We start from the raw sequence: 24,037 nt of genomic DNA on the forward strand, positions 1-24,037 counted from the left end.
ATTGTTCAAAACGATGCTTCTTTTTTAAGATGAAGATTGTAGCTCTCTTTTCATCTTAATAATTTCCATTTGTAGTTTTGCAAAAACTAGTGGGTCTTGTTCATGTTTTAGTTCTAGTTGCTTTTTATGAATCTCTACCCATTTTGGATAGTTTTCAATCTGTTTAATATAATCTTCAATTACTTGTTCTGAACAATCTTCATCGATTTTTAGCATCGCTATTTCGGATGCAAGTCGTTGAATTCGTCCATCACTTATCTTTTGAATAAATGCACCTGGGTTTGGTTCAAGTCCTTCACCATAAAAAGCATATAGATAAGCAGCAATCGCGTGGTGTTCATCTACATTAAAGTGCCCACCAATTCGCTCTTGTACTTTTTCTGCAATCTCTTCATTTCTAATCATATGAGAAAGTAATAGGCGTTCGGCATTATGATAAGCAGGGAATAGTTTCTTTTGCTCAAAGTTTCTTTTCTCTAACTTAACACCTTGCTCAGTCTTCGCATGGACTGGAGTCGTTTGTTTTTTGCCTTCACGGTAAAGACGATATTGTTCTTGCTTAAGAGCATCTAATGATAAAGAAAACTCTTCTGCCACTTGCCTTAAATAATGATCGCGTTCAATTGCACGTGGGAGGTTCGCAATTTCTGATAAAACCAAATCGATATATTGCAATCGTTCGGACTCATCCTGTAAATTCCGACCTTTTCGTAGATAGTGCATTTTAAATGCCATTACTGTTAAGCTTGCCCCTAATACGTCATTTTTAAAGCGTTCAGCTCCAAATTTTTTGATGTAGTCATCGGGATCTAAACCATTTGGCATTAAAGCGACTTTTACGTTACATCCAACTTCTTCTAGGATTTGAGACGCTTTGAAAGCCGCTTCAATTCCAGCTTTATCTGAATCATAACAAATGGTCACCATTTCAGCATTTCGTCTTATACGTTTTGCTTGTTCCTGCGATAAGGCTGTTCCAAGCGTAGCAATCGAGTGTTGAATACCGGCCCCCCATGCCGCGATTACATCGACGGCTCCTTCAAAAAGGATCGCAGTATTCGATTTTCTAATCTCACTTCTAGCTAGATGAAATGCATATAGTGTCTGACCCTTATGGAATATAGGAGTCTCTGGGCTATTGAGATATTTGGGCTTATCCTCACCTAAACTTCTTCCATTAAAGCCAACGACCTTCCCTTGAGCATTCCATATTGGAAACATTAATCGATTTCGGAACCGGTCATAATAATCTCCACTTGATTCTTGTGTACCTAACAATCCACCTATGACCATTTGGTTAAGAGCAAGGTTTCGCTTGTTAAAAACGGTCACTAATGTATCCCAGCGGTCAGGCACAACGCCAATCTGAAAATGCTCAATTTGCTCTTTCGTAAAACCTCGAATATCTGTGGCGTATTCTAACCCCTTTTTCCCTTCTTTAGTGAGCAGTAATATGTGATGATACAATTTAGCTGCTAGCTCATGTCCATCAAGCATAACCTGATAAGGCTGATTCTTAACCACATCTGTTGACTGAACATTTTCTGGGAGCTCAATTCTAGAACGCTCTGCTAATTTTTGTACAGTCTCTAAAAAGGAATAATTCTCATGGTTCATTAAGAAAGAGAAAACATTTCCACTAGCCCCACATCCGAAGCAATGGTATAGCTGTTTGTCTGGAGAAACCGAAAAAGATGGTGTATTCTCTCCATGAAAAGGGCAAAGTCCTGTGTATTGCTTCCCTTGCTTCTTCAATTGAACAAAATCACTAATGACCTCAACTATATCCGAGCTTTGTCGAATTTGCTCGACGACCTCTTCAGGAATTCGACCATTGACCATCGTCATCACCAATTCATTGTAAGTCTTATATTTTTTCGCTATTTTCTTTTATATTCCTGCTATTTTTTATGATTTTCTCTAAGGAATACGTGAAATTTTGTCGATCCGCCTTCGTAAAGGCTTTAGGGCCTTTTGTCCTACCTCCCATTCTTCGTACTTTTTGAGAAAAAAAACGGTAATCTAAAAGCTGCTGAATCATTTCCTCTTTAAATTCATAGCCTTTAGGAGATAAAGCAAAAACTCCTTTTGCTAAAAGTAACGAGGCTAATGCGTGGTCTTGAGTTACACAAATATCACCTATATGGATGTGGTTAATAATGTATAAATCTACCGCCTCCTTGTCAGCGTCCACGGTTACCTTTTTCACAAAAGATGGTAGGGTGAGCTCATGTGCATAAGAGGACACAAAAACAACAGGTATATCCAGCTTTTCCGCTACTCTTATCACTTCATTTTTAACGGGACATGAATCGGCATCAACATAAATGTGCTTGTCGAAATTCTCCATAATAAATAATTCAACATCTCCTTCGTTTTTCCTGCTATTCCGAAAAAGAATTACGTTGATTTTTGTCGAAGGTCTAGTACTTCTACATGAACAGTAAAAATAAACGGTCAAATCCGTATTTCTTTTACTATCATTACCAAAAATTTGATAAAAAACCTTGACTTTTTAAATTTATTTGTTCTTTTCGAAAATATTCCTGATTATTGTCATAAAAAAATAGCAACACAATTTCTTATTATACGCATAAATTGTAGAAAAGACTAGTAAAAAGTATTAACTTATCAGACATCTGGAATTATTAACTATATCGTCTCTTTTGAAACATACTATATATTTGATTAGCAGTTTCTTCTACGGCCTTATTGGAGACGTCAATAACTGGACATCCAATCCGTTCCATAATTTTTTCTGCATACTTCAGCTCTTCTTTTATTCGATCGATATTAGCATACGCCGCTTCTGCTTGTAAACCAAGAGCCTTTAATCTCTCTGCTCTAATGTCTATGAGCTTTTCTGGACTAATAGTAAGCCCGATGCATTTACTAGCGGACACTTTAAATAGTTCATCCGGCGGTTTCACTTCTGGAACTAACGGGACGTTGGCCACTTTTAAACGCTTATGAGCCAAATATTGAGATAACGGTGTTTTCGAAGTTCTTGAAACCCCTACTAAAACAATGTCTGCTCTGACTACCCCTCTTGCATCACGACCGTCATCATATTTAACAGCAAACTCGATCGCTTCAACTTTTCGGAAATAGTCTTCATCTAGTCGATAAATAAGGCCAGGTTCATATCTTGGCTTCGTCTTCACAAGATGACTAATTTGACTAAGCATAGGACCAATGATATCTACCGTTTCGACCCCGACCTTCTGTGCTTCATCAAGTAAATATGTTTTAATTTCTGGCACGACTAACGTAAAGGCAATCAACGCATCGGCATCAGCTGCCAATCGTACAATTTCTGCAATGGTTTGTTTATCTTCCACATAAGGGACTCTTCTTAATTCTAAACCAGCATCACGGAATTGACTTGCCGCTGCTTTAACAACTAGTTCAGCCGTTTCCCCTACGGAGTCAGAGACAATATAAACGACAGATTGTTTCTTTCCCTTCTCGGTCATGATTTCACCACCATCATTGGAATAATTACAAAAGAGAACAGAAAGGTTTGCACAAACTCCTTTCTGTTCAGAAAAAAACTTTAATTAAATACGATCTTTTGGAAGTCTGCAAAAGATTGAATCACATTGGCGAATGCTTTCATTTGAGCTAAACGATTTTGCTTAATTTCTTCATCCTGATCCATAACCATGATATGATCAAAATAAGCATCAATGACGTCTTGTGTATCCGCTAACTGCTGATAGACGGATTCATGTTTTTGAGCTTTTATCGCCGTTTCAACAGATGTTTGTAATTCGATATAGCAATCATAAAGTGCTTTCTCTTGCTCTTTCTGGAATTTATCCGTTTGAATACTTACTTCCCCTTGATACTTCGTAGATATATTGGTTACACGACTTAACGCTTCTACCGAACGCTTAAAATCTTCTTCTTTTAAGTGATTCATAATAACGTGGGCTTTCGCTAATAAAATCGTGATATAATTTGACGTTTCAATAACAGCATCAATGACATCATAACGAATACCTTTTTCTTGTAACAAGAACTTCACTCTTTGCCTAAAGAAACTTACTAATTCTTCATGAACCTCTGCTTTTGGACGCTTTAATAATCCTTTAGCTTCCATATCCGCTAAGCTCCATTCAACTAATTCTTCCAATGAGATGGCGAGTTCGTGCTCTAGAATAATTTGACAAACTCCCGTTGCTTGTCTTCTTAATGCATAAGGATCCTGTGAGCCTGTCGGAATTAATCCAATCGCAAAACATGAAACGATCGTATCAATTTTATCGGCAATACTTACGACAACTCCCTCTTTTGTCGTTGGTGTTTGATCTCCAGCAAACCTTGGCTGATAATGCTCGTTGATTGCTAAAGCAACTGCTTGTTGTTCACCAGCGAGCTCCGCATAGTTCTGACCCATTTTTCCTTGAAGCTCTGTAAACTCGTTGACCATTTGTGTAACCAAATCAAATTTAGCGATGCTTGCAACCCTTAATGTTCGCTCTGTGTAGTCCTTATCATAAGAGAGAGCTTTTGTTAACTTCTCTGACAGGTTCTCAATCCTTTTGACTTTATCTGCAATTGATCCTAACTCTTCATGATAGACGATATTTTTAAGCTTTTGTAAGAAAGTTTCAATTGGTGTTTTCTGATCTTCTTCATAAAAGAATACTGCATCGGCTAACCTCGCACGAAGAACCTTCTCATTTCCTCTCGCTACATTTTCAAGATGTGCATCATTTCCATTTCTAACTGTCACAAAATATGGCAGAAGTTCACCTTGTTCATTTTCAACGGGGAAATAACGTTGATGCTCTCTCATAGAAGTAATCAATACTTCCTTAGGTAACTGTAAAAAGCTTTCATCAAAATGACCAAATAGTGCCGTTGGATACTCAACTAAATTATTCACTTCTTCAAGTAGCTCCGTAGAAATCGGAATGTTCCATTGTTGCTGCTTCGCTATTTGGTTAATTTGGCTAACGATGATTCCCTTACGTTCTTTGGGATCGACTAGAACATATTGAGCACTAAGGGCTTCTTTATAGGAGCTTGGATTATTTATTGTCGTTTCCTCACCTAAAAAACGGTGTCCTCTCGTTACTTGAGCGGTTTGTACGCCTTCAATAGAGAACGGAATAACCTCATGACCATATATAGCAACTAACCATTGAATCGGTCTAGCGTAACGTAGCTGATACGTATGCCAGCGCATATTTTTAGGGAAATGCAAGGTCAAAATTAAGTCTTGAAGGTTTTCTTGTAGCAATTGAATGGTTTCTTTTCCAATTGTTCTTGTGTTGGCATAAATATATTCTACACCCTTAAGCTCTTGGAAAAATAATTCAGAAACGTCAACACCTTGCCCTCTTGCAAACCCTTGTGCTGCTTTAGACCAGTTCCCTTCTTTGTCTAAAGCAATTTTTTTTGCTGGCCCTTTGGCTACTTTTTCAATATCTGGTTGTTTTTCTTCTAAACCGTGAATCAGAAGAGCCAACCTACGCGGTGTAGAAAAAGACTCAATTTTATTAAAGGATAATTCCTGTTCTTTCAGCCATGTCGTTACTTTTTCTTCTAGTTGATTCATAGAATCCGTAATAAATCGTGCCGGTAATTCCTCTAATCCTATTTCTAATAAAAAATCACGTGTCGTCATGATTCAGCCTCCTCTTTTTTCAACATAGGAAACCCTAATCTTTCTCTTTCATCAAAGTATAACTTCGCACCCGTTCTCGCTAAATTTCTGACTCGACCAATATAGCCCGTTCGCTCTGTCACCGATATAGCTCCTTGGGCGTCCAATAAATTAAAGGCATGTGAACATTTTAAAATATAATCGTAAGCTGGGAACACGAGGTTTTCATCAAGAGCTCGTTTCGCTTCGGCTTCATACGTATTAAAAAGTCCAAATAGCATGTCTGCATCAGCAACTTCAAACGTATATTTTGAATGCTCGTATTCAGGTTGCTTGAAAATATCTCCGTACGTGAACCCTTCTACCCATTCAAGATCAAATACATTTTCTTTATCTTGGATGTAAGAGGCTAAGCGTTCTAGTCCGTATGTAATTTCAGCTGATACAGGACTTGCTTCAATACCCCCTACTTGTTGAAAATACGTAAATTGGGTAATTTCCATCCCATCTAACCAAACTTCCCAGCCAAGTCCCGCACAGCCTAAAGTCGGATTTTCCCAGTTATCTTCAACAAATCGAATGTCATGTTCAAGTGGATTAATTCCAAGTGCACGTAAGCTATCTAAATATAGCTCTTGAATATTAAGTGGCGATGGTTTCATAATCACTTGAAACTGGTGATGTTGATATAAGCGGTTAGGATTTTCACCGTAGCGCCCGTCTGCAGGTCTCCTTGAAGGCTCCACATAAGCGACATTCCATGGCTCAGGACCAATCGTCCTCAGTAACGTGTAAGGACTCATCGTCCCTGCTCCTTTTTCCGTGTCGTACGCCTGTAAAATCATACAGTTTTGTTTTGACCAAAACTCCTGCAATGTTAAAATCATCGTTTGTACATTCATTGCTTTTCCTCCTTCAGTTCTCACATCACATGAAAATATGGATAACAATGGAAGTCATCAAACACAAAAGAAACTCTTGTCCCTATGCTGATTCTTCCAGCATAGGGACGAGAGTTTCCCGCGGTTCCACCCTACTTATTTGCGAAAGCACTTCGCAAATCACTTTTTCCGTTATGCTCCAGAGTGCCTTCCTTATTGCTTTTATGCCCTAGCTTCCACTATCCTAGGTTCGCTTTCATAAATAAACAATAAGTACTCTTCTCTTTCTTCGCATCATACGTAGTATATATATTTTATATAAATAATATTCCAAAGTCAATGATACCCTTCAATAATAAATTAATTGATATTCAAAGAATATTGGAAAAGCCGTTTTATATAAACTTATAGGGATGATAAATATTCAAATAAGGAGTTGTTAAGATGAGTAGCGAGTTAGACTGGAGATTAAGTGATCCTTATGTTTATCAAAACCTATCAAACCTAGAAAATTCAACAATTGGTGTTCAAACAACTCAAGGTTCAGTTAGAGGTCAACTAACTCATGTTTACCCTGACCATATTATTGTAGAGATGGGTGACACCCCTTTTTACATCCGTACTCAAGAAATTATTTGGTTTTTTCCTGTCAAGAAATCATAGTCATCCAATCAATCTGTTCAGAAAGGTGGTTGAACAAACATGATGAAACGTATTAATAAACTCGCGATTGACTTACCGGTTCCGGAACACGGGGATATTGACGGTGCCTCTATTGTACAAGAGTTATTAGGTGGAGAATTTGGCGAAATGTCCACATTAAATAATTACATGTTCCAATCTTTTAATTTTCGCGGAAAAAAGAAATATAAACCCTTTTATGATCTAATCGCCAGTATAACCGCTGAAGAATTTGGCCATGTAGAATTGGTCGCAAATACAATTAATCTCATGTCATATGGTAATACTCACCCAGGTACACCTGATTCAGCTCCTCTACAAATCGGCAAAAATAAAAGGTACTCCTATCATTTTACGACTACAGCACAGACTGCTTTTCCTGGTGACGGCATGGGGAACCCATGGAACGGTAGTTATGTGCATGGGAGCGGTGCTTTAGTAGAAGACTTATTGCATAATTATTGTCTTGAAATCGGAGCAAGACTTCATAAAATGCGTGTATATGAAATGACAACTAATCCAACAGCAAGAGAGCTCTGCGGCTACCTTCTCGTTCGTGGAGGCACACATATTATTGCTTACGCAAAAGCTATTGAAGTAGCGACCGGTGTTGAAATAGGGAAGATGCTTCCTGTACCACGCCCTGACAATCATTCTTTTGACCATGCAAGAAAATATATGGACCAAGGCTTATACAACGTCCTTTATACTTGGGGTGAAGCGGAATATCGGGATATTAATCAAATCTGGAAAGGTAAAAATCCCGAAACAGGTGAGCAGCTTCGCGTCATTCATGGAACACCCGAAGGCGCACCTATTCCTGATTTTGAACCAAAACCAGAAATGTTTGTACCAGGATTAGACGAAGATGATTATCAAAAGATTCTTAAACGTTTAAAGTCCAATTTATAAGAAAAAAAGAGCAGATTTTAATTCTGCTCTTTATTTTTCTGGAGAAAGCGGACCTAATTTTTCGAGTTGATTTAAAAATCTCTTTGATTTTAGTGCAATTCCTACATATTCATCATAATACGTCGAAATAATTGTTCTAATTTCTTTTTTTGTTGTTTCTTTTAAAGAAATAACCCCTAATCGTTCCATATCCATATAATAAAATAGGCGTAATAATTTAGCCGTTTTTTCGTTTATCATGAAGGCGTATTCATCAAGGTGACGGCATTTCTCACATAAAAAACCTGCTTCTTTTATCGAAAAGGCTACAGGGATATTAGGTTGAGAACAGCTAGTACAAGCATCTATTTGTGGTTTTGCCCCTGCTTGGTCTAACATTTTCATTTCATAAATACTTAATAATACTTCTGGATCTACTCCTTCATCCAAGTAAAATAACATTTGTTGAATGAGATTAAATAGCGACGGGTTCTTTTCTTTTTCATCTGTAAGTCGATCTAACAACTCAATCATATAGCTCCCATATGCTGCTAAGAATAAATCATGCCTAATAGATTTATACGTATTAATAATTTCACCTTGACTTAATGTACTTAAGCCTTGGCTTTTTTGTATAAGATATTGACCATGAATAAAAAGCTGCGATATAGAAGCTACCCTACTTTTCGGTTTTTTAGCCCCTCTAGCCATAACCCCAATCTTTCCTAATTCCTTCGTAAACAAAGTAACAATTTTATTTGTTTCTCCATAGTCAGAGGAACGAATAACAATTCCTTCTACTTTTTGTAACATAATCAATCACCACTTTAAACAACATGGTGCAAATACGAGCTTAATGATTAGGAGGTGAGTTAAAATCCTCATTAAGTAATGTTATTTCTTGTTCGAATTGCTGATCTGAATCTCGTTCAATTTCTTTCATTAACAAATACATGTCAACATTTCCAGTCATCGAAAAAACTTTCCAAGAAAAATCGAGCACAACAGATTCCACCTTTCTTTGAAGATAACATTTAAAACACATCTTATCACTATCATGACCCTAGTTTGCACAATTCATGTTATGGAATAATTACTAATTTAATTTGCTTGACAACGCGTTTTTTTTGATTTTTGTATGGAATTTCGCTAACGCTGGAATGCGGAGTTCTACTCGTCGCTACCGAAAATCATGCTCCGCGTCCTATGGGGTGGCGCCGAACTAACTAGCTTCGCTAGTGGATTTCGGCTCTGCCACTACGTCCCATGGGAGTCTCCGCATGACTCGCCCGCTGGGTACTGCTGATACTCAAGTATAAAATCATTCTTACAACAAATATTTAAAAAACCAGAACAAAGTGAATGAAGAGTCAGCAAGATAAAAGCAAACGCCACTTTCGTGTTTGTTGCTGGCGAAGTAGATCGCACTGCCATGAGCGTTTTGTAAGACATTTAGGTTTGAACAAGGTAATAGCAGCTAAAATCAATGAACATACTTCCAATGGAAAATCTTAAAGTAAAGAACTACTATTGCTTTCTTTTTTACAACATATATTTATTATAATTGTTTGTGAGATCAAAAAACAATGGCTATTCGCACAGCCATTGTTAAAGTGAGAAAATAAAAAAGCCCATTTTTTTAATATTCATCATCCCTAAAGCCATAATCCCGTAAATGAGTAGCTTTATTACGCCAATCCTTTTGGACTTTAACCCAAAGCTCGAGGAATACTTTCGAGCCCAATAATGCCTCAATGTCCGCTCTAGCTTGTTTACCCACTTCTCTTAGTATCTTACCTTGTTTTCCAATAACAATACCTTTTTGTGAGTAACGCTCCACAATAATTGTCGCACCGATATAGACGGTGTCACTATTTTCCCTACGTTTAATTTGTTCAATCATAACTGCAATTGAGTGCGGCACTTCTTCACGGGTCATATGTAACACTTTTTCACGAACTAACTCCGCCACAATAAAACGTTCTGGATGATCGGTAACTTGATCACTTGGATAATATTGCGGTCCTTCATCTAAATAACTAATAATTTGCTCTAATAATGTATCAACATTATTACCTTGCAGAGCAGAAATTGGTATAATTTCTAGGAACTCAAGTTTCGTACGATACAAATCAATGACTTCTAATAGTTTTTCAGGATGAATTTGATCAATTTTATTAATAACTAAAAAAGTCTTAGCTCCTGATGCTTTTAAGCGTTCTATAATAAATTCTTCACCTGGACCAAAAGATTCAGTTGCATCGATCACATATAAGACAAGGTCTACTTCTCTTAACGTATTTTGTGCCACTTTCATCATAAAGTCGCCTAATTTATGTTTAGGTTTGTGAATACCAGGTGTATCAATAAAAACGACTTGCGCCTCATTAGTCGTATATACTCCTTGAACTTTGTTTCTAGTCGTTTGTGGTTTATCTGACATGATCGCAATTTTTTGTCCAATAACGTGATTAATTAATGTCGATTTTCCGACATTCGGTCGTCCAATAATGGACACAAACCCTGATTTGAAGCTTTTTTCTTTTTCGTTACTCATGTAAATCCTCCGATGTAAAAGCACCAGGTAAGAGGTCTATCACCTTGGTCTCCTGGATATCACCTTTTAAATTTGATAAAATTACCGGTGTTTCTTTTGAGCAAAGCTCAATTAATACTTGTCTACATGCCCCGCACGGTGAACATGGGCCTTCCGTATCAGCCACAACCGCTACTGCCTTGATCGCTTTTTTATTATCTGAATAAGCTTTAAATAACGCAGTCCGCTCAGCACAGTTGGATAAACCATATGAAGCATTTTCAATATTGGCCCCGTGTACAACTTCTCCACTTTCTAACAACAATGCGGCTCCTACAGCAAATTTTGAATAAGGAACATACGCATTTTCACGGGCAATAAGTGCTTCTTCTATTAGTTGTTCTTTTTCCATTTTATTTTTTCTCCTTTGTTTGAAAGTTGCTTAGAACTCAAGTGCTCTTCTTCGAAGATCGCTCCGGGAATGGGGGCACGCTTTCCGCAGGCGGGCGCTGAGCTAACCGGCTACGCCGGTGGATCTCAGCCTGCCCTTTCCTCCTGCAGGAGTCGGCCCCCATTCCCTCCGCTAAGGTTAGTGCGAACTCATTGATTAGGTCCCTACTCATAAAAAACAATATAAAAGTAATGAAGAACCAATAAATAATGAAGCAAAACCACACTTAGAATATCGTTCCGGCATTCAGGAAGACAAATATCAAATTGCCTGAAAGCTGAGTTGTTAAGGACTAATCGTCACTTCCAAATTTATTGGTAGCGAAATGAATTTGGCTTCGCTATGAGCATTTTGTACCCAAGTTGCTTCAAGCTGATAAACAAAATTCTACTTGCCGCTACCGAAAATCATACTGTTCGTCCTGCGGAGTGCCGCTGAATTGTTCGGCACAGGCAGCCGATCTCAAGCTTTGCCACTACGCCCTGCGGGAGTCTCCACCAGTTATGACTTTTCACAGTATATGAAACTTTTCCAATATAGGTGGGATAAATAATAAAGCCCCAATCACAATGGAAAATAGTGTGTAAACCAAGACAGCAGAAGCGGCGATATCCTTCGCCCTCTTCGCTAACGGATGAAAATCATTCGTGATTAAATCGACGGTACGTTCAACAGCTGTATTCATTATTTCCATCGAAAACATCCCGGCAATAACGAGTAATAAAATCATCCAGGAAGTTAAAGAAAATGAGAGCCAAGCTGCCATAGCCACGGTCAGTAGTGCAACAATCGCGTGAACTTGCATATTTTGTTCGTGCTTAATCACATGTTTTAGACCTTGATAAGCAAAATCAAATGAACGAAGGAGCCGCCTGAATCCTCTTTTATTCCTATCTTGTAAGGCCATAATCATCCAAGATGCTTTCTTGTTTAGCAAACATGGCTTTCTCTTCTACCTCACTCATATGGTCATAACCAAGTAAATGCAGAAAACCATGAACAACAAGAAAACCTAACTCTCGTTCAAATGAATGCCCGTACTCGTTAGCTTGTTCCTTAATACGTGGTACCGAAATAATAATGTCACCAAGAGCATTGGGTAAGCCTTCTGCGATGACCTCTTGTTCTCCTTCTCCCTGTTCATTTAAAGCAAATGAAATGACATCCGTTGGTTGGTCCTTGTCGCGGTACTCACGATTAATGGCCTGGATTTCCTCATCTGTTACAAAAGTAACTGATAATTCCACGTCACCCGTTAATCCCTCACTATGACCAGCATTTGTTACTAGCTTATCCACTAGTTGTAGTTGCTCTTCATTTAATGTTTCTGTTTCATCAACGATATCAATCGTCATTTTCATTTTTCTTATCTCCTTTTTTCTTCTCGTCATCGGGATACTCAATTCGCTGATGGAATGTCCCTTTTAAGGTTTCACAAATTGAAATCGCGACTTGGTCAAGTTCACGTAGAGTTAAATCAGATTCATCAAATTGACCATCTTCAAGTTTATCTTTAATAATCTTGCGGACAAGATTCACAATTTTATCAGGAGTTGGCTTTGAAATAGACCGAACAGCCGCTTCCACACTATCAGCAATTTGTACGATAGATCCAACCTTGGTTTGTGATTTTGGGCCAGGATACCTAAATTGAGTTTCAGGTAATTGCGTCTCACTATCTTGATTGGCCTTATGATAGAAGAACTTTAACAAACTTGTTCCATGGTGTTGTTCCGCGATATCAATGATTTCTTTAGGCATTTTATGTTCTCTCAGCATATCTGCTCCATCATATGGATGGGCAGTAATAATCGTTGTACTAAGCTGTGGAGAAATTTTATCATGGGGATTATCCATTTTCATTTGATTTTCAATAAAGAAATGCGGCCGTTTCGTTTTGCCTAAATCATGATAATACGAGGCAACCCTTGCCAGCAACCCATTTTCTCCAATTGCCTCACTTGCTGATTCGGCAAGATTACCAACGACAACACTATGATGGTAAGTGCCCGGTGCTTCTGTCAATATTTTACGTAATAAAGGATGGTTCGGATTGGAAAGCTCAATCAACTTGGTTGTTGAAATGATTCCAAAACCAGCTTCAAAAAATGGGAGTAAACCTAAAGTCAAAACAGCTGCAATAAAAGCAGACAACCACGCGAATCCAACATGCATACCAATTTCTACCCAACCACTCGGAACTACTTTCATAAACAGTAATGAGACGACGGTAAGGATATTAACAAGTGAAACATACATACCTGCTCGGAGGATTCTAGAAACCTGATTGGACTCTCCGAGGAAAAAAGCTGCCGAAATAGAACTAAAAAATAAGTATAGTCCATACGTGAAATTAAAAGAGCCTGCCGCTTCTTGATTAAAGAAAATACTCCCAATAATTGCTAAGATAAAACTCATGAAGACGGCTACTCGTTTCGTTAATAATAACGTTAAGAGCATCGCTCCAACCGAAACGGGCACCGCATATCCTAATCCCGTAATCGCTAACGATTCTAATAAACTAAAGACCTTTAACAAGATGACAGTCAATACAAAAATTAACGTAAACATGACTAAATGACTGTTATTATGTTGCAGACTCGTTTTCGCTTCATTTATATGATAGCCAATCACACTCATGATTAATATAACCAAAATAGCCAATCCAATATATGGATATAAATTAATTTCATCATCTAATAAACCAACAAGACGAAGCTGTTCATAGACATCATGATTAACAATCTCGCCTTCCTTCACCAGTAACTGACCTTCCCTAATCAAGACTGGTTCTATACTTTCAGCTGTTGCTTGCCTTAATTGTTCAGTTTGATCAGCATCATATATATAATTGGGAATGATGGCAAAAGACGCAATTTCTTTCATAGCATTAACAAGACGATTACTTAGCGTCGGTAAGTCAATTGAATCTTCAACTTGGTCCTTTTTTTCCCCTAAATCACGAATTGATATTTGCTCATTCATTATATCAAACACAGCATTTGCCGTTGCTTCTTGGGCAATTTGTAGTTGCGAATCAGAAGACTCTAATAAAGTAACAATCGTTTCATCACTTAAATCATTACTTGTTCCTATCGCTAGTGTTTCATGAATGTAGGCTAATTGTTCTTCACGTACCTCTTCCTCACTCGGTATCTCAACTTCTAACTCTTCTCCCTCTTCCAACTCTTCCTGCTGTTTTCGTAAATCTTCTTGCTCCGCTTCATAATCAGCCGCAACTTGTCGGATGAGTTCAAAGATATCTGTAACTTTTCCTACTTGATTTTGGGAATACTCTTGTTTCAAATCATAAACAGGTCCAATGGCGGCTACAGCTTCCTTTCGCCTTTCTTCGGTCGCTGCTTTGTGTTCCACGGTTATAGGTGAACGAATATCTTGTTCAATTGCTTGGGATAATTGAATGTCAATTTTGTCTGGTATAATGTTACCCAGCATTAATATGTATAATAAGACCCCCATAATTGCAAGAAGAGTAAAACGAATATAACGACTCTCTCTTAAACGTTTCCACCATTGGTACTGGTCAATTGGTTTACTTTTGCCCAAAGCCTTTCACCTCACCCATTAAAAAAGTGAGTAAAAATCATGGGTATATACCCATGACTCTAACTCTTCTTTTATTATGTTAGTAATGGTCCATTGTTTTGGTTTTGCTCACTCTTATCGTTTTCGTCATAAGCTTGAATAATTTTTTGTACGAGAGAATGTCTGACAACATCCACTTGGTTTAGATAAATAAAACCAATATCCTGTATATTTGATAACCTTTCGATCGCTGTTTTTAAGCCCGATTTCTTCCCACGTGGCAAATCAATTTGAGTTAGATCTCCATTAATCACCATCTTCGAGCCAAATCCTAACCGAGTAATAAACATTTTAATTTGTTCACTTGTTGTATTTTGAGCCTCGTCTAATATGACAAAAGCGTCTTCCAATGTCCGACCACGCATATAGGCTAACGGGGCAACTTCGATCGTCCCTCTTTCCATTAACCTCGTTGTATGTTCAACACCTAATACGTCATGCAAAGCGTCGTAAATAGGGCGTAAATAAGGATCAACCTTCTCTTTTAAATCACCTGGAAGAAAACCTAAGCTTTCACCCGCTTCTACTGCCGGACGAGTTAAAACAATTTTTTTTACATAACCTTCCTTAAGTGCAGCCACGGCCATCACAACAGCTAAATAGGTTTTTCCTGTTCCAGCAGGACCAATACCAAAGACCATATCCTTTTTCTTAATCGCTGTTACATAATGACGTTGTCCCAATGTTTTGGCGATAATTGATTTACCCTTCATATTGGACGTTATTTTCTCATCATAGAGTTGGTCAAGTTCACTTAATTGGCCACGTTCAGCTAATTGTACGGTGTACACGACATCTCTTTCAGTAATAGAAACCCCTTTACGTATAATGGCAATGAGTGCATGCAATGTTTTTTCTACCAGTAAAATGGACTTCTGTTCACCTGTAACAGATATTTCTTCCCCTCTTGTTACAATTGAAACATTTAGTAATCGTTCAATTTGTTTTAGAAACCTGTCATTCGGTCCGAATAATAATTGGGGTTCATTCATATTCTCTGCATCTAACTTAAGCACTTTCATTTCTGACAATAGCCTCAGTCTCCTTGAATAATCGGTTGTACTTGCATAATATCTTCAATAACTTCATAATGAATCTCTAGTATAACTTTACCATTCTCAAGGGTTTCGTGCAAAAGTTTTTCTCCATGTACCTCAGCGTTATCAGGCAAACGTTTCATCAATTCTTTTTTTGAAAATTCTTTCGCTTTTTCTATGGCATCCTCTTTACTATACGTCCGTTGGAAAGGGGTTGTTTCAGAAATCGTTGTTTTTTTATAAGCGAGAGGTAGCTCCCATTTTAAAAATTGAAATGGCTTCTCATCCTCAAACTCACGAAAATTCTCATACTCCGTTTTACCAAACCCCCATATTGGAATATCCAAGCCGAAAACTTGTAGATAATGTTTTTCCTTATGTTCACCCGTTAGATTAGTAAAAAGACTTTCAATCGATGTTTCAACATGAGACTTGTACCAAATTTCACCACGTACAACGCCAACCGCTGGAACAATTTGCTCATTCCCTTCCTTACCGATATATCCCGAAATTAAAATGTCACCTTTTTGTACAAAATCATTAGGTTTAACTAGAGCTTGACCATGCTCTACATAAATATCATGAATAATAGCTTTACGTGTAGAGACGAGATGGCGAGGGTCTAATAATTCAGCCCGTTCAGGTAATGTTTGTTCAACGACTTCAAATTCATAGGTCGTCCCTTTTTTCTTTACACCAACCCATGTTGCACCATCTAATTGTTCGGTTACATACGTCTGTATATCCTCTTCTGGAGGCAACTGAAATTGAAACTTACCTTTTTTTAACCCAATTTCATGAATAAGTTTTATGAGTTGCGTCTCGACTTGTGGTGAAGCTCCTTTTACCTCAATACCCCAAACCATATTAGAGCCTACAAATAACATAATCAAACATAACAATATTCCTACTACAAAGCCACTTCGGGTTAACATTCTTTTAAGAAAGAATGGAAGTCCAAATCTAGATGAGAAATGGACCTTTGACTCTGTCTTTTTGGCAATCGGACGAATTCGATGCACATTCTCTAAATCCATATAAAATGAGATTCGTTTTTCTCCCACTTTTTTAATTTTCCACACTTCAATCCCTTCCTCTAAGCATCGATTCAGAAAATGTTCAGGAAAGGGGGCATCTACATATAGCCTCACATACCCTTGTATTCTTTTGATAAAGAAATTTTTCACGGCTGTTCCTCCTCCTACTTCCACTATTCATTGATAAAGCTAACCTGATCAATTCTCCCTTCTAGCAATAGTTCTTCGGGTAATATCGTTTTTATAACAAATCCATCACCTTTGATGATTAGCTGTCCTTTTTTTAAACGTAATCGTAGTTCTTGATTTGAGAATCGTAATACTCCGCGATGATTTTCTATATAAATATGCAATTGACCTACCATCGTAATTCTCGGTAAATCCATTAAGATATCTGGAGGTAGTTGCCATTTCGTGGTGACCCATGATCTCATCTTCTGTTTAAGCTTCCTCATACACACCCTCCTTCTTTTCATTTTTATGTAGACGAAGTGAACGTTATCACTTTATTTCCTATGAAAATAGAGAAAGATTCATGCATGACTGATTTGTTGTATTTAAATGAAAGTTACTTAGGGGGGATGGTACCTTTTTTCGAAGTTACCTTAAAACGACAATGAAAATGATTAATCGGAAGGGAACAGATAATGTCGGCATCATTTCGTTCCAAGTACAATGGTTATAAGTTATATTAAATCTCCTAGTTTATTTAACTAAATATCTTAAAAGGTTCTTTTTAATCAGTAAAAAAGCACAGTTGATGAATACCATCACTGTGCTTTTTTGCTTCAATATTTTCTTTGCGAAGCTTGCTCTTGATTGCTTCGTGCAAATGCTTGTCGTGGATTCCGAGCACGTGGCGGGCCTAATACTTCAGCCATGACCACAGCACGCATTGCTTCCTTACCAGATAATTGATTTAAATGTAACCCCAAATCATTAGAAGTTGTGCTTCGCTTATTTGATACTTGCTCCGTCTGCTGCTCAAACCTTTTAGCAGCTTCTTCTTGAGCTCGACTTAGCTCCGAAACGGCATTATTAACGTTTTTAAGCTGTTCACGTCTTCTATCTTTCTCTTTTTCCATATCCGTCTTTCGATCATCAACGACCAACTCTTCATCCAAAGTAGGATAACGTTCAATCTTAGTCGGTTGCCTAGGTTCTTCGGATTGTACCTCAGGTTCTGGCTCGAAAAACAAATCACGCCAATCTTTTATCTCACGTTGCTGTGTTTTCACAGGCCCTGCTTGAGTTGGTTGACCTTGACCATTTTGACCTGTTGGTCTTTGTTGTCTTTGTTGACCAGAGGCTGTCCTCGGCTTTTGATTTTGCTCTTCGCCCGCTTCTGGTTTTGGCCGTTTAAATAAACTAAACAAAATCCCTATAGCGATAAATAGAAAAAGTGGGTTAGCTAATAAAAATTCAAATATATTCAAGCATAATTCCTCCCTTCAAGAGAGTCAGCTATTCAACTTACTATTATTTTTGATTATCATGACCTTTTTCGTCATCTGTTGCTTTACTAATTGAATCTCTCATATCTGTGTCAGCCATAACATTTTGATAATTCATGTAGTCCATAACACCCATATGACCTTTTCTTAAAGCTTCAGATAACGCCATTGGAACTTCTGCCTCAGCTTCCACAACTTTCGCACGCATTTCTTCAACACGAGCTTTCATTTCTTGTTCTTGTGCTACGGCCATCGCACGACGTTCCTCGGCTTTAGCTTGAGCAATTTTCTTATCTGCTTCCGCTTGGTCTGTTTGTAATTCAGCACCGATGTTTTTACCGATATCAATATCCGCGATATCAATAGATAGAATTTCAAATGCCGTACCTGAATCTAAACCTTTTGAAAGTACAGTTTGAGAAATCATATCAGGGTTTTCAAGTACTTTTTTATGATCGTTTTGAGAACCAATCGTTGAAACGATACCTTCACCAACACGAGCAATAACTGTTTCTTCACCAGCACCCCCGACTAAACGGTCGATATTAGCACGAACAGTAATTCTCGCTTTTGCTTTTACTTCAATACCATCCATCGCTACACCGGCAATAAAAGGTGTTTCGATAACTTTTGGATTTACACTCATCTGAACGGCTTCTAATACGTCACGACCTGCTAAATCAATCGCAGCTGCACGCTCAAAAGATAATTCAATGTTTGCACGTTGAGCAGCAATAAGGGCATTAACAACACGGTCTACATTACCACCTGCTAAATAGTGTCCCTCTAGACGAGATGTATCTAAGTCTATTCCTGCTTTCACCGCTTTAATTAGTGGATTAACAACACGAGCTGGAATAACTCGACGTAATCTCATCCCAACAAGCTCAAAGATTCCAATTTTTACGCCAGCAGCTAAAGCAGAAATCCATAGCATTACTGGTACGAATGTAAATAAGACTGACAATAGTACAATAATGATAGCAATGGCAATCAAAATCGTAATAGTAGTTGGGTCAATTCCATTCATAATAAATGCCTCCCTTTAAATTTCAGATTTTTTTTCTCGAACAACGATACGTGATCCAGACGTTTTTACTACCTGAACCTTTGTCCCCTGTTCAATATATCGTCCTTCTGTCACAACGTCAAGGAATTCCTCCCCAATTTGTGCTGTTCCAGAAGGTCTTAATGGGGTTAAGGCTTCACCTATACCACCAATTAAGTCATTTCTTGTGACATTACTAATGTAACCTTCTTCAGCTGTTGTTGCCGCTTGCAAAACAACCTTTCTCCATGGCCCTTTATCGCCAAAATAACGAAATAAAATAATCGCCGCAACCGCCGTTACTACTATAGCAATAACAATCGAAATGAGCATATGTGCTGTAGAATAACCACCCATCAACATCCCTGCTAAAATCGATATAATGCCTAATATTCCAAACAAACCAAAACCAGCGATAAATATTTCTATTAATATCAATATCACACCAACAACAAAAAGTAAAATCGCTTCCATACCCGCAAAACCAGCAATCGTATGGCCAAAGAAAAATAATAATAACGCCGAAATCCCCATAATACCTGGGACACCAAATCCTGGCGAGTATAATTCAAGCACTAGTCCTAGGCTACCAATGGACAATAAAATCGGAATAACAACTGGGTGCGTCACAAAACGAGCGATCTGCTCAGCGAAAGAAACTTCCATATTCGTTACATGAGCATCTTCTAGTCCAATAAAAGCTAGAACTTCATCAAAATTTTGCACCGTTGCTTCAGAATACTCAATTTCAAGTGCTTGTGAAGCATTGATTGTTAGGAATTCACCCGTTCCAAATTCAGGCAAGTCATATTCACTTGCCATCGCAATTGCATATTTAGGGTCTCGGTCATTAAGCTCAGCTGCTGTTTGCATACTACTCAACCAATACTGTTGCATTTTTTGATCAGCAGCATTCCCTGCTCCATCAATAATACCAGCAGAACCCATCCTAGCATTTGGAGCCATGACAATATAATCCGCGTTTAAGGAGATGTAAGCTCCCGCTGATATAGCATCTGTATTCACGTAGGCAGTTATCGGAATATCCGTTCTTCCCATTAACTTAGCAATATCATTAGCAGAATCAACAGCACCACCTGGAGTATGTATATCTAAGACAATATGATCCGCCCCTTCTTGTATCGCCTCTTCAAATCCACGCTCTAAAAATTTAAATAGTCCTCTTTCCACTGTTTGCTCAACAGGAATGACATAAACGAGTGGATCATTGGGCATTCTCGTTTCGCCACTTGATGAAAACGGAAGAAGAATGAAGGCAAAGAGGATACATAGCATAAAACCAGTCACCCTAATTGTTTTCACGTAAAATTCCTCCTTTCTATCGTTGTCTTCCTTTTTAATACGAATGCGTTCAAAAAAGGTTTCACTTCTCATTTAAATTCTACCATAATTAGTGCTAAAAACCTAGAAAACGCTCTGCTTCTCCAAGGAGAAACAGAGCGTTTGTACGCATTCATTATGATAATTGTTGTTGCACTAGTCGATTCACTAATCCACCATCAGCTTTCCCTTTAACCTTAGGCATCAATGCACCCATGACCTTGCCCATATCTGCTTTGGAAGTTGCTCCAACTTGAGAAATGGTCTGAGTGACAATTTCATTGAGCTCATCTTCAGTAAGCTGTTTTGGCATATAAATCTCTAAAACCGCAAATTCATCACGGATTTTAGAAGCTAAGTCTTCACGGTTTGCTTGTTCAAACTCATGGAGGGAATCTCTGCGCTGCTTAAGTTCACGATTTAAAACCGTCAGGCTTTCGTCTTCTGTTAACTCACGACCAAGCTTAATTTGCTCGTTCTGTAGCGAAGCTTTCACCATCCGGATAACAGAGAGCTTTAACTTATCTTTATTTTTCATCGCATTCTTCATATCAGTATTTAAGCGTTCAAGAAGACTCAATGAATCCACCCTCTCACTATTAGAACTTACGTTTTCTTGCTGCTTCAGATTTCTTCTTACGTTTCACACTAGGCTTTTCATAGTGCTTACGCTTTTTAACCTCAGCCAACGTTCCTTCTTTAGAGAGCGATCTCTTGAAGCGACGAAGTGCAGCATCAATCGATTCGTTTTTGCGAACACGAGTTTCTGCCATAATATATCCCTCCCTCCGAAACAACCAACTCATACGTGCGAACTATTAAAAGTGTGCACGTCTCAGTAAAGTATAATATATCAATATGATTGCGTCAACTAAAATTACCACATTTAAACACAATTCCACGAATAACTACGAAAATAGGTCTGTTTGGAATTAGATAAGACTCCTCCCATTCCCAGAGCAAATTACTTTAAGGAGGAAACACTCTCCACTTATTCATTTTCACTCAAAAAATAGACATGCTTTGGCACCTTGTCCCATACAGTATTAGAGGAGGTGTGTGATGTTTAAAGAAGTATTTTCCTTACTCGCTGTCTTTATTGGACTTTTTTTATTTGGAATGATCGTCCTTAGAAATGGTTTTGCCCAAATTGGTCAGGAACGTCTTCGAGTAATCATCCTCAAAATGACCGATTCAACGTGGAAAGGGCTTCTTGTCGGAACATGCATTACCGCCTTAATTCAAAGTAGTTCTGCGATTATGGTTATTGTCATCGCCCTAGTTGCCGCAAGACTACTAACCTTTCAACATTCAATTGGTATCATTTTAGGGGCCAATATAGGAACTACGATCACAACTGAATTGATCGCCTACGAATTTACATCTTTTATAACACCCTTTCTGTTTATGGGTTTTATATTATTTTTAATTCCAGGAAGAGTTGCTTATGCATTTGGTTGTTTAACATTTGGTCTCTCCTGTATATTTATTGCTATGAATGGTTTACAAGAATTAGCTCACCCACTGGCCTCCATTAGCTGGGTGCATAACTTCTTTAATACGACCAATGACCATCATTTACTCGGCATTCTGATTGGCGGCACTTTAACAGCCATTATTCATTCAAGTACTGCAACGATTGCGATTGCTATGGGATTTATCGGGGATCATATTTTGACTCTACCTGCTGGAATTGCTATTATGCTTGGTGCAAATATCGGTACATGCATGACCGCCTATATTGCTAGTATTGGAGCCGGACAAAGTGCCAAAATGGTTGCCTATGCCAACATCTGGTTGAATGTATTTGGCGTTATGCTTTTTATTCCACTTATTGGGATCTTAAGTCAATTTGTTGAAATGCTCACTTCCAACACAATGATGCAACTTGCTCACTCTAGCGTTATTTTCAACGTAGCTTGTTCGCTATTAATGCTGCCCTTTGTTCCTTTATTTACACGATTTATCTTATTCATGCACAAAAAAGCACTTTAGTCGTTTATCCATCCTAAAGTGCTTTTAGTTCATACAATTAGTGTTTTTTTAACGGCTTAACCTTTGGCGAACTACGTGTAGAAACAAAACTATGAATAATCATGCCCGCCATAATACAGACAAGTCCGCTTGATGCCCAAATTGAAGGGAACGGCATCGACAATAATACGACTTCACCTAAAAGGGCAAAAAAAACAGCTCCTGATTGAGTCGCTTCTACTGCAGCTAAATTCTCCGGCTGGCTCCTCACAAGGTCTGTTGCCCAAAAGAACAGTACCGTCGCAATAACCCCTGCAAATAAGGCAACTATGAATGTTTGCATGACTTGATTGGAAGGAGGTGGTCCTTCTTTAATAAGTCCATACCCAAATAAAAGTAACCACCAAGGTAAACTTGCGAGTGTCATACCTAATACCCTTTGAAAGCTATTTAATCGCCCTTGCAAAAGTTCCATCATTTTTCGATTCCCTAAAGGATAACAAATAGCTGCAACTGCCACGGGAACCACACTAAACAAAAATAAAGAAACAGAAACGGATTCACTTTGTTGAAGCTGGATCAGTAGAACCCCAAATAAGATAATGAGTGATGGCCATAATGCCTTTAGTGGAATTTTTTGTCTTACTTTTATGAAATGCCCTTCTTTTTGGCTCACCATAAAAAACAGTGGTGACAAAAGTAGACCAGCGACGATCGTCATTTGCCACGTTCCTGCTACTAACCAACCTGGCCCAAATGCAGCCGCATATGTGATCGGGGCATAAAATAACACAAACCCAATAAAACTCCATAAAAACCATTGAAGGGGTGCTTTTTTTATTTCAACAATAATGGGTTTTAGACCGCCTTTCATTGCTACTAATACAATTAAAAAAGGGATCATAAATAAATAACGTAAAGAAGCACTATAATACCAACTCCCCCCTTCCAAATCAATTGAACGATTAATAATAAAGGTAGAGGAGAAAAAAATTGAGGCAACAATACCGACTATAATGGCTTTCATAATTCCCCCCGTTCTTTTATATGAAAGTTACTGCTGATACTCATATGCGGAGCTTTGATTGCCACTACCGAAAATCATGCTCCGCTTACTAATTTTCAAGCTAGAAAAACAATCGAACATCATTCATTCAAATTGAAAAAGAACAAAACCAATTTGAAAATATCGGTACCCCAATTAGGAAGACAAACATCAAATTGCATCAAGAGCTGAGTTGTATAGGAATAATCGTCACTTTCATTCTTGTTGGTGGCGGAGCGGTTTTTGCTCCGTCATACGGGTTTTATATGATAGTTGCTTATGGGCGATATCCTGTACCTTGATGTTAGCTCGTCATCCATCTGGTGATTATGACCTTATCAGGACAGTGCTCTCTATTTGTTCAGCAGACTCCTACTGGTGATCGATCTGTAAACGTACCAACTGTCTGAACAGTCGCCACTATACATGAGAATGGTC

Annotated in this window: 24 protein-coding genes and 1 other annotated feature; of the genes, 3 read left to right on the plus strand and 21 right to left on the minus strand. The window is 38.2% G+C overall.

Features of this window, described 5'->3' with window-relative positions; translation table 11 throughout:
* Positions 1–24: 24 nt before the first annotated feature.
* The 5 genes from dnaG to glyQ all read right to left on the minus strand — a co-directional run bounded on the left by dnaG (position 25) and on the right by glyQ (position 6,519).
* Complete coding sequence (dnaG, locus tag PQ479_RS04440) at positions 25–1,842, minus strand: DNA primase (RefSeq protein WP_047988842.1); 1,818 nt, start codon at positions 1,840–1,842, stop codon at positions 25–27.
* A 25-nt stretch (positions 1,843–1,867) separates the two neighbouring features.
* Entirely contained in the window at positions 1,868–2,350 is a 483-nt protein-coding gene (locus tag PQ479_RS04445; protein ID WP_047988841.1) for a YaiI/YqxD family protein, read from the minus strand.
* 298 nt (positions 2,351–2,648) lie between these two features.
* A complete protein-coding gene (locus tag PQ479_RS04450) occupies positions 2,649–3,476 on the minus strand; it encodes a pyruvate, water dikinase regulatory protein (RefSeq protein ID WP_047988840.1) in 828 nt (275 codons plus the stop codon).
* 80 nt (positions 3,477–3,556) lie between these two features.
* Entirely contained in the window at positions 3,557–5,638 is a 2,082-nt protein-coding gene (glyS, locus tag PQ479_RS04455) for a glycine--tRNA ligase subunit beta (RefSeq protein WP_047988839.1), read from the minus strand.
* The gene (glyQ, locus tag PQ479_RS04460; RefSeq protein WP_047988838.1) at positions 5,635–6,519 is read right to left on the minus strand and encodes a glycine--tRNA ligase subunit alpha; all 885 of its coding nucleotides are present in this window, start codon (positions 6,517–6,519) and stop codon (positions 5,635–5,637) included. Before glyQ ends, glyS begins: the two co-directional genes overlap by 4 nt.
* A 100-nt stretch (positions 6,520–6,619) precedes the next feature.
* Positions 6,620–6,797: a binding site (T-box leader), on the minus strand.
* 145 nt (positions 6,798–6,942) lie between these two features.
* Here glyQ and PQ479_RS04465 point away from each other — a divergent pair.
* Positions 6,943–7,161 (plus strand): YuzF family protein, encoded by a 219-nt coding sequence (locus PQ479_RS04465; RefSeq protein WP_047988837.1) that lies wholly within the window; start codon positions 6,943–6,945, stop codon positions 7,159–7,161.
* Positions 7,162–7,200: 39 nt separating this feature from the next.
* Positions 7,201–8,091 carry a manganese catalase family protein gene (locus PQ479_RS04470; protein WP_047988836.1) on the plus strand — a complete coding sequence of 297 codons (891 nt, stop codon included), beginning with the start codon at positions 7,201–7,203 and terminating at the stop codon, positions 8,089–8,091.
* 30 nt (positions 8,092–8,121) lie between these two features.
* On the opposite strand, the gene recO is transcribed toward PQ479_RS04470, so the two are convergent.
* The 15 genes from recO to rpsU all read right to left on the minus strand — a co-directional run bounded on the left by recO (position 8,122) and on the right by rpsU (position 21,353).
* Positions 8,122–8,883 (minus strand): DNA repair protein RecO, encoded by a 762-nt coding sequence (gene recO / locus PQ479_RS04475; RefSeq protein WP_047988835.1) that lies wholly within the window; start codon positions 8,881–8,883, stop codon positions 8,122–8,124.
* A gap of 40 nt (positions 8,884–8,923) precedes the next feature.
* Positions 8,924–9,073, minus strand: a complete 150-nt coding sequence (locus PQ479_RS04480; RefSeq protein ID WP_083991240.1) for a YqzL family protein — start codon at positions 9,071–9,073, stop codon at positions 8,924–8,926.
* Between the two features lie 636 nt (positions 9,074–9,709).
* Positions 9,710–10,627, minus strand: coding sequence for a GTPase Era (era, locus tag PQ479_RS04485; protein WP_047988834.1), 918 nt, complete (start codon positions 10,625–10,627; stop codon positions 9,710–9,712).
* A complete protein-coding gene (locus tag PQ479_RS04490) occupies positions 10,620–11,018 on the minus strand; it encodes a cytidine deaminase (RefSeq protein ID WP_047988833.1) in 399 nt (132 codons plus the stop codon). Before PQ479_RS04490 ends, era begins: the two co-directional genes overlap by 8 nt.
* Before the next feature lie 550 nt (positions 11,019–11,568).
* The gene (locus PQ479_RS04495; protein ID WP_337957083.1) at positions 11,569–11,994 is read right to left on the minus strand and encodes a diacylglycerol kinase family protein; all 426 of its coding nucleotides are present in this window, start codon (positions 11,992–11,994) and stop codon (positions 11,569–11,571) included.
* A complete protein-coding gene (ybeY, locus tag PQ479_RS04500) occupies positions 11,948–12,418 on the minus strand; it encodes an rRNA maturation RNase YbeY (RefSeq protein WP_047988832.1) in 471 nt (156 codons plus the stop codon). Before ybeY ends, PQ479_RS04495 begins: the two co-directional genes overlap by 47 nt.
* Positions 12,402–14,624 (minus strand): HD family phosphohydrolase, encoded by a 2,223-nt coding sequence (locus tag PQ479_RS04505; protein WP_053070398.1) that lies wholly within the window; start codon positions 14,622–14,624, stop codon positions 12,402–12,404. Before PQ479_RS04505 ends, ybeY begins: the two co-directional genes overlap by 17 nt.
* Positions 14,625–14,698: 74 nt before the next feature.
* Complete coding sequence (locus PQ479_RS04510; protein ID WP_420535536.1) at positions 14,699–15,685, minus strand: PhoH family protein; 987 nt, start codon at positions 15,683–15,685, stop codon at positions 14,699–14,701.
* 14 nt (positions 15,686–15,699) lie between these two features.
* Positions 15,700–16,887 carry a sporulation protein YqfD gene (gene yqfD, locus PQ479_RS04515; protein ID WP_047988830.1) on the minus strand — a complete coding sequence of 396 codons (1,188 nt, stop codon included), beginning with the start codon at positions 16,885–16,887 and terminating at the stop codon, positions 15,700–15,702.
* Between the two features lie 23 nt (positions 16,888–16,910).
* Positions 16,911–17,192 carry a sporulation protein YqfC gene (yqfC, locus tag PQ479_RS04520; RefSeq protein WP_047988829.1) on the minus strand — a complete coding sequence of 94 codons (282 nt, stop codon included), beginning with the start codon at positions 17,190–17,192 and terminating at the stop codon, positions 16,911–16,913.
* A gap of 333 nt (positions 17,193–17,525) precedes the next feature.
* Positions 17,526–18,173, minus strand: coding sequence for a hypothetical protein (locus PQ479_RS04525; RefSeq protein WP_047988828.1), 648 nt, complete (start codon positions 18,171–18,173; stop codon positions 17,526–17,528).
* Positions 18,174–18,216: 43 nt separating this feature from the next.
* Positions 18,217–19,221: a flotillin-like protein FloA gene (gene floA, locus PQ479_RS04530; RefSeq protein ID WP_047988827.1), complete on the minus strand. Its 1,005-nt coding sequence runs from the start codon at positions 19,219–19,221 to the stop codon at positions 18,217–18,219.
* A gap of 15 nt (positions 19,222–19,236) precedes the next feature.
* The gene (locus PQ479_RS04535; RefSeq protein ID WP_047988826.1) at positions 19,237–20,562 is read right to left on the minus strand and encodes an NfeD family protein; all 1,326 of its coding nucleotides are present in this window, start codon (positions 20,560–20,562) and stop codon (positions 19,237–19,239) included.
* Positions 20,563–20,716: 154 nt separating this feature from the next.
* Positions 20,717–21,160 carry a GatB/YqeY domain-containing protein gene (locus PQ479_RS04540; RefSeq protein WP_047988825.1) on the minus strand — a complete coding sequence of 148 codons (444 nt, stop codon included), beginning with the start codon at positions 21,158–21,160 and terminating at the stop codon, positions 20,717–20,719.
* 19 nt (positions 21,161–21,179) lie between these two features.
* Positions 21,180–21,353 (minus strand): 30S ribosomal protein S21, encoded by a 174-nt coding sequence (rpsU, locus tag PQ479_RS04545; RefSeq protein WP_003323311.1) that lies wholly within the window; start codon positions 21,351–21,353, stop codon positions 21,180–21,182.
* Positions 21,354–21,642: 289 nt separating this feature from the next.
* Between rpsU and PQ479_RS04550 the strand changes: the two genes are divergently transcribed.
* Positions 21,643–22,575 carry a Na/Pi symporter gene (locus PQ479_RS04550; protein WP_047988824.1) on the plus strand — a complete coding sequence of 311 codons (933 nt, stop codon included), beginning with the start codon at positions 21,643–21,645 and terminating at the stop codon, positions 22,573–22,575.
* A gap of 37 nt (positions 22,576–22,612) precedes the next feature.
* Here the strand turns inward: PQ479_RS04550 and PQ479_RS04555 are convergent, their stop codons facing one another.
* Positions 22,613–23,581 carry a DMT family transporter gene (locus tag PQ479_RS04555; RefSeq protein ID WP_047988823.1) on the minus strand — a complete coding sequence of 323 codons (969 nt, stop codon included), beginning with the start codon at positions 23,579–23,581 and terminating at the stop codon, positions 22,613–22,615.
* Positions 23,582–24,037 lie beyond the last annotated feature (456 nt).

The organism is Alkalihalobacillus pseudalcaliphilus, assembly GCF_028610675.1.
GTDB lineage: Bacteria > Bacillota > Bacilli > Bacillales > Bacillaceae_D > Alkalihalobacillus > Alkalihalobacillus pseudalcaliphilus.

Bases quoted from the DNA above. Each gene is read 5' to 3' on its own strand.
- dnaG (WP_047988842.1), bottom strand. From the start codon at position 1,842: ATGGTCAATGGTCGAATTCCTGAAGAGGTCGTCGAGCAAATTCGACAA.
- PQ479_RS04445 (WP_047988841.1), bottom strand. From the start codon at position 2,350: ATGGAGAATTTCGACAAGCACATTTATGTTGATGCCGATTCATGTCCC.
- PQ479_RS04450 (WP_047988840.1), bottom strand. From the start codon at position 3,476: ATGACCGAGAAGGGAAAGAAACAATCTGTCGTTTATATTGTCTCTGAC.
- glyS (WP_047988839.1), bottom strand. From the start codon at position 5,638: ATGACGACACGTGATTTTTTATTAGAAATAGGATTAGAGGAATTACCG.
- glyQ (WP_047988838.1), bottom strand. From the start codon at position 6,519: ATGAATGTACAAACGATGATTTTAACATTGCAGGAGTTTTGGTCAAAA.
- PQ479_RS04465 (WP_047988837.1), top strand. From the start codon at position 6,943: ATGAGTAGCGAGTTAGACTGGAGATTAAGTGATCCTTATGTTTATCAA.
- PQ479_RS04470 (WP_047988836.1), top strand. From the start codon at position 7,201: ATGATGAAACGTATTAATAAACTCGCGATTGACTTACCGGTTCCGGAA.
- recO (WP_047988835.1), bottom strand. From the start codon at position 8,883: ATGTTACAAAAAGTAGAAGGAATTGTTATTCGTTCCTCTGACTATGGA.
- era (WP_047988834.1), bottom strand. From the start codon at position 10,627: ATGAGTAACGAAAAAGAAAAAAGCTTCAAATCAGGGTTTGTGTCCATT.
- PQ479_RS04490 (WP_047988833.1), bottom strand. From the start codon at position 11,018: ATGGAAAAAGAACAACTAATAGAAGAAGCACTTATTGCCCGTGAAAAT.
- ybeY (WP_047988832.1), bottom strand. From the start codon at position 12,418: ATGAAAATGACGATTGATATCGTTGATGAAACAGAAACATTAAATGAA.
- PQ479_RS04510 (WP_420535536.1), bottom strand. From the start codon at position 15,685: ATGAAAGTGCTTAAGTTAGATGCAGAGAATATGAATGAACCCCAATTA.
- yqfC (WP_047988829.1), bottom strand. From the start codon at position 17,192: ATGAGGAAGCTTAAACAGAAGATGAGATCATGGGTCACCACGAAATGG.
- floA (WP_047988827.1), bottom strand. From the start codon at position 19,221: ATGAATGGAATTGACCCAACTACTATTACGATTTTGATTGCCATTGCT.
- rpsU (WP_003323311.1), bottom strand. From the start codon at position 21,353: ATGGCAGAAACTCGTGTTCGCAAAAACGAATCGATTGATGCTGCACTT.
- PQ479_RS04550 (WP_047988824.1), top strand. From the start codon at position 21,643: ATGTTTAAAGAAGTATTTTCCTTACTCGCTGTCTTTATTGGACTTTTT.
- PQ479_RS04555 (WP_047988823.1), bottom strand. From the start codon at position 23,581: ATGAAAGCCATTATAGTCGGTATTGTTGCCTCAATTTTTTTCTCCTCT.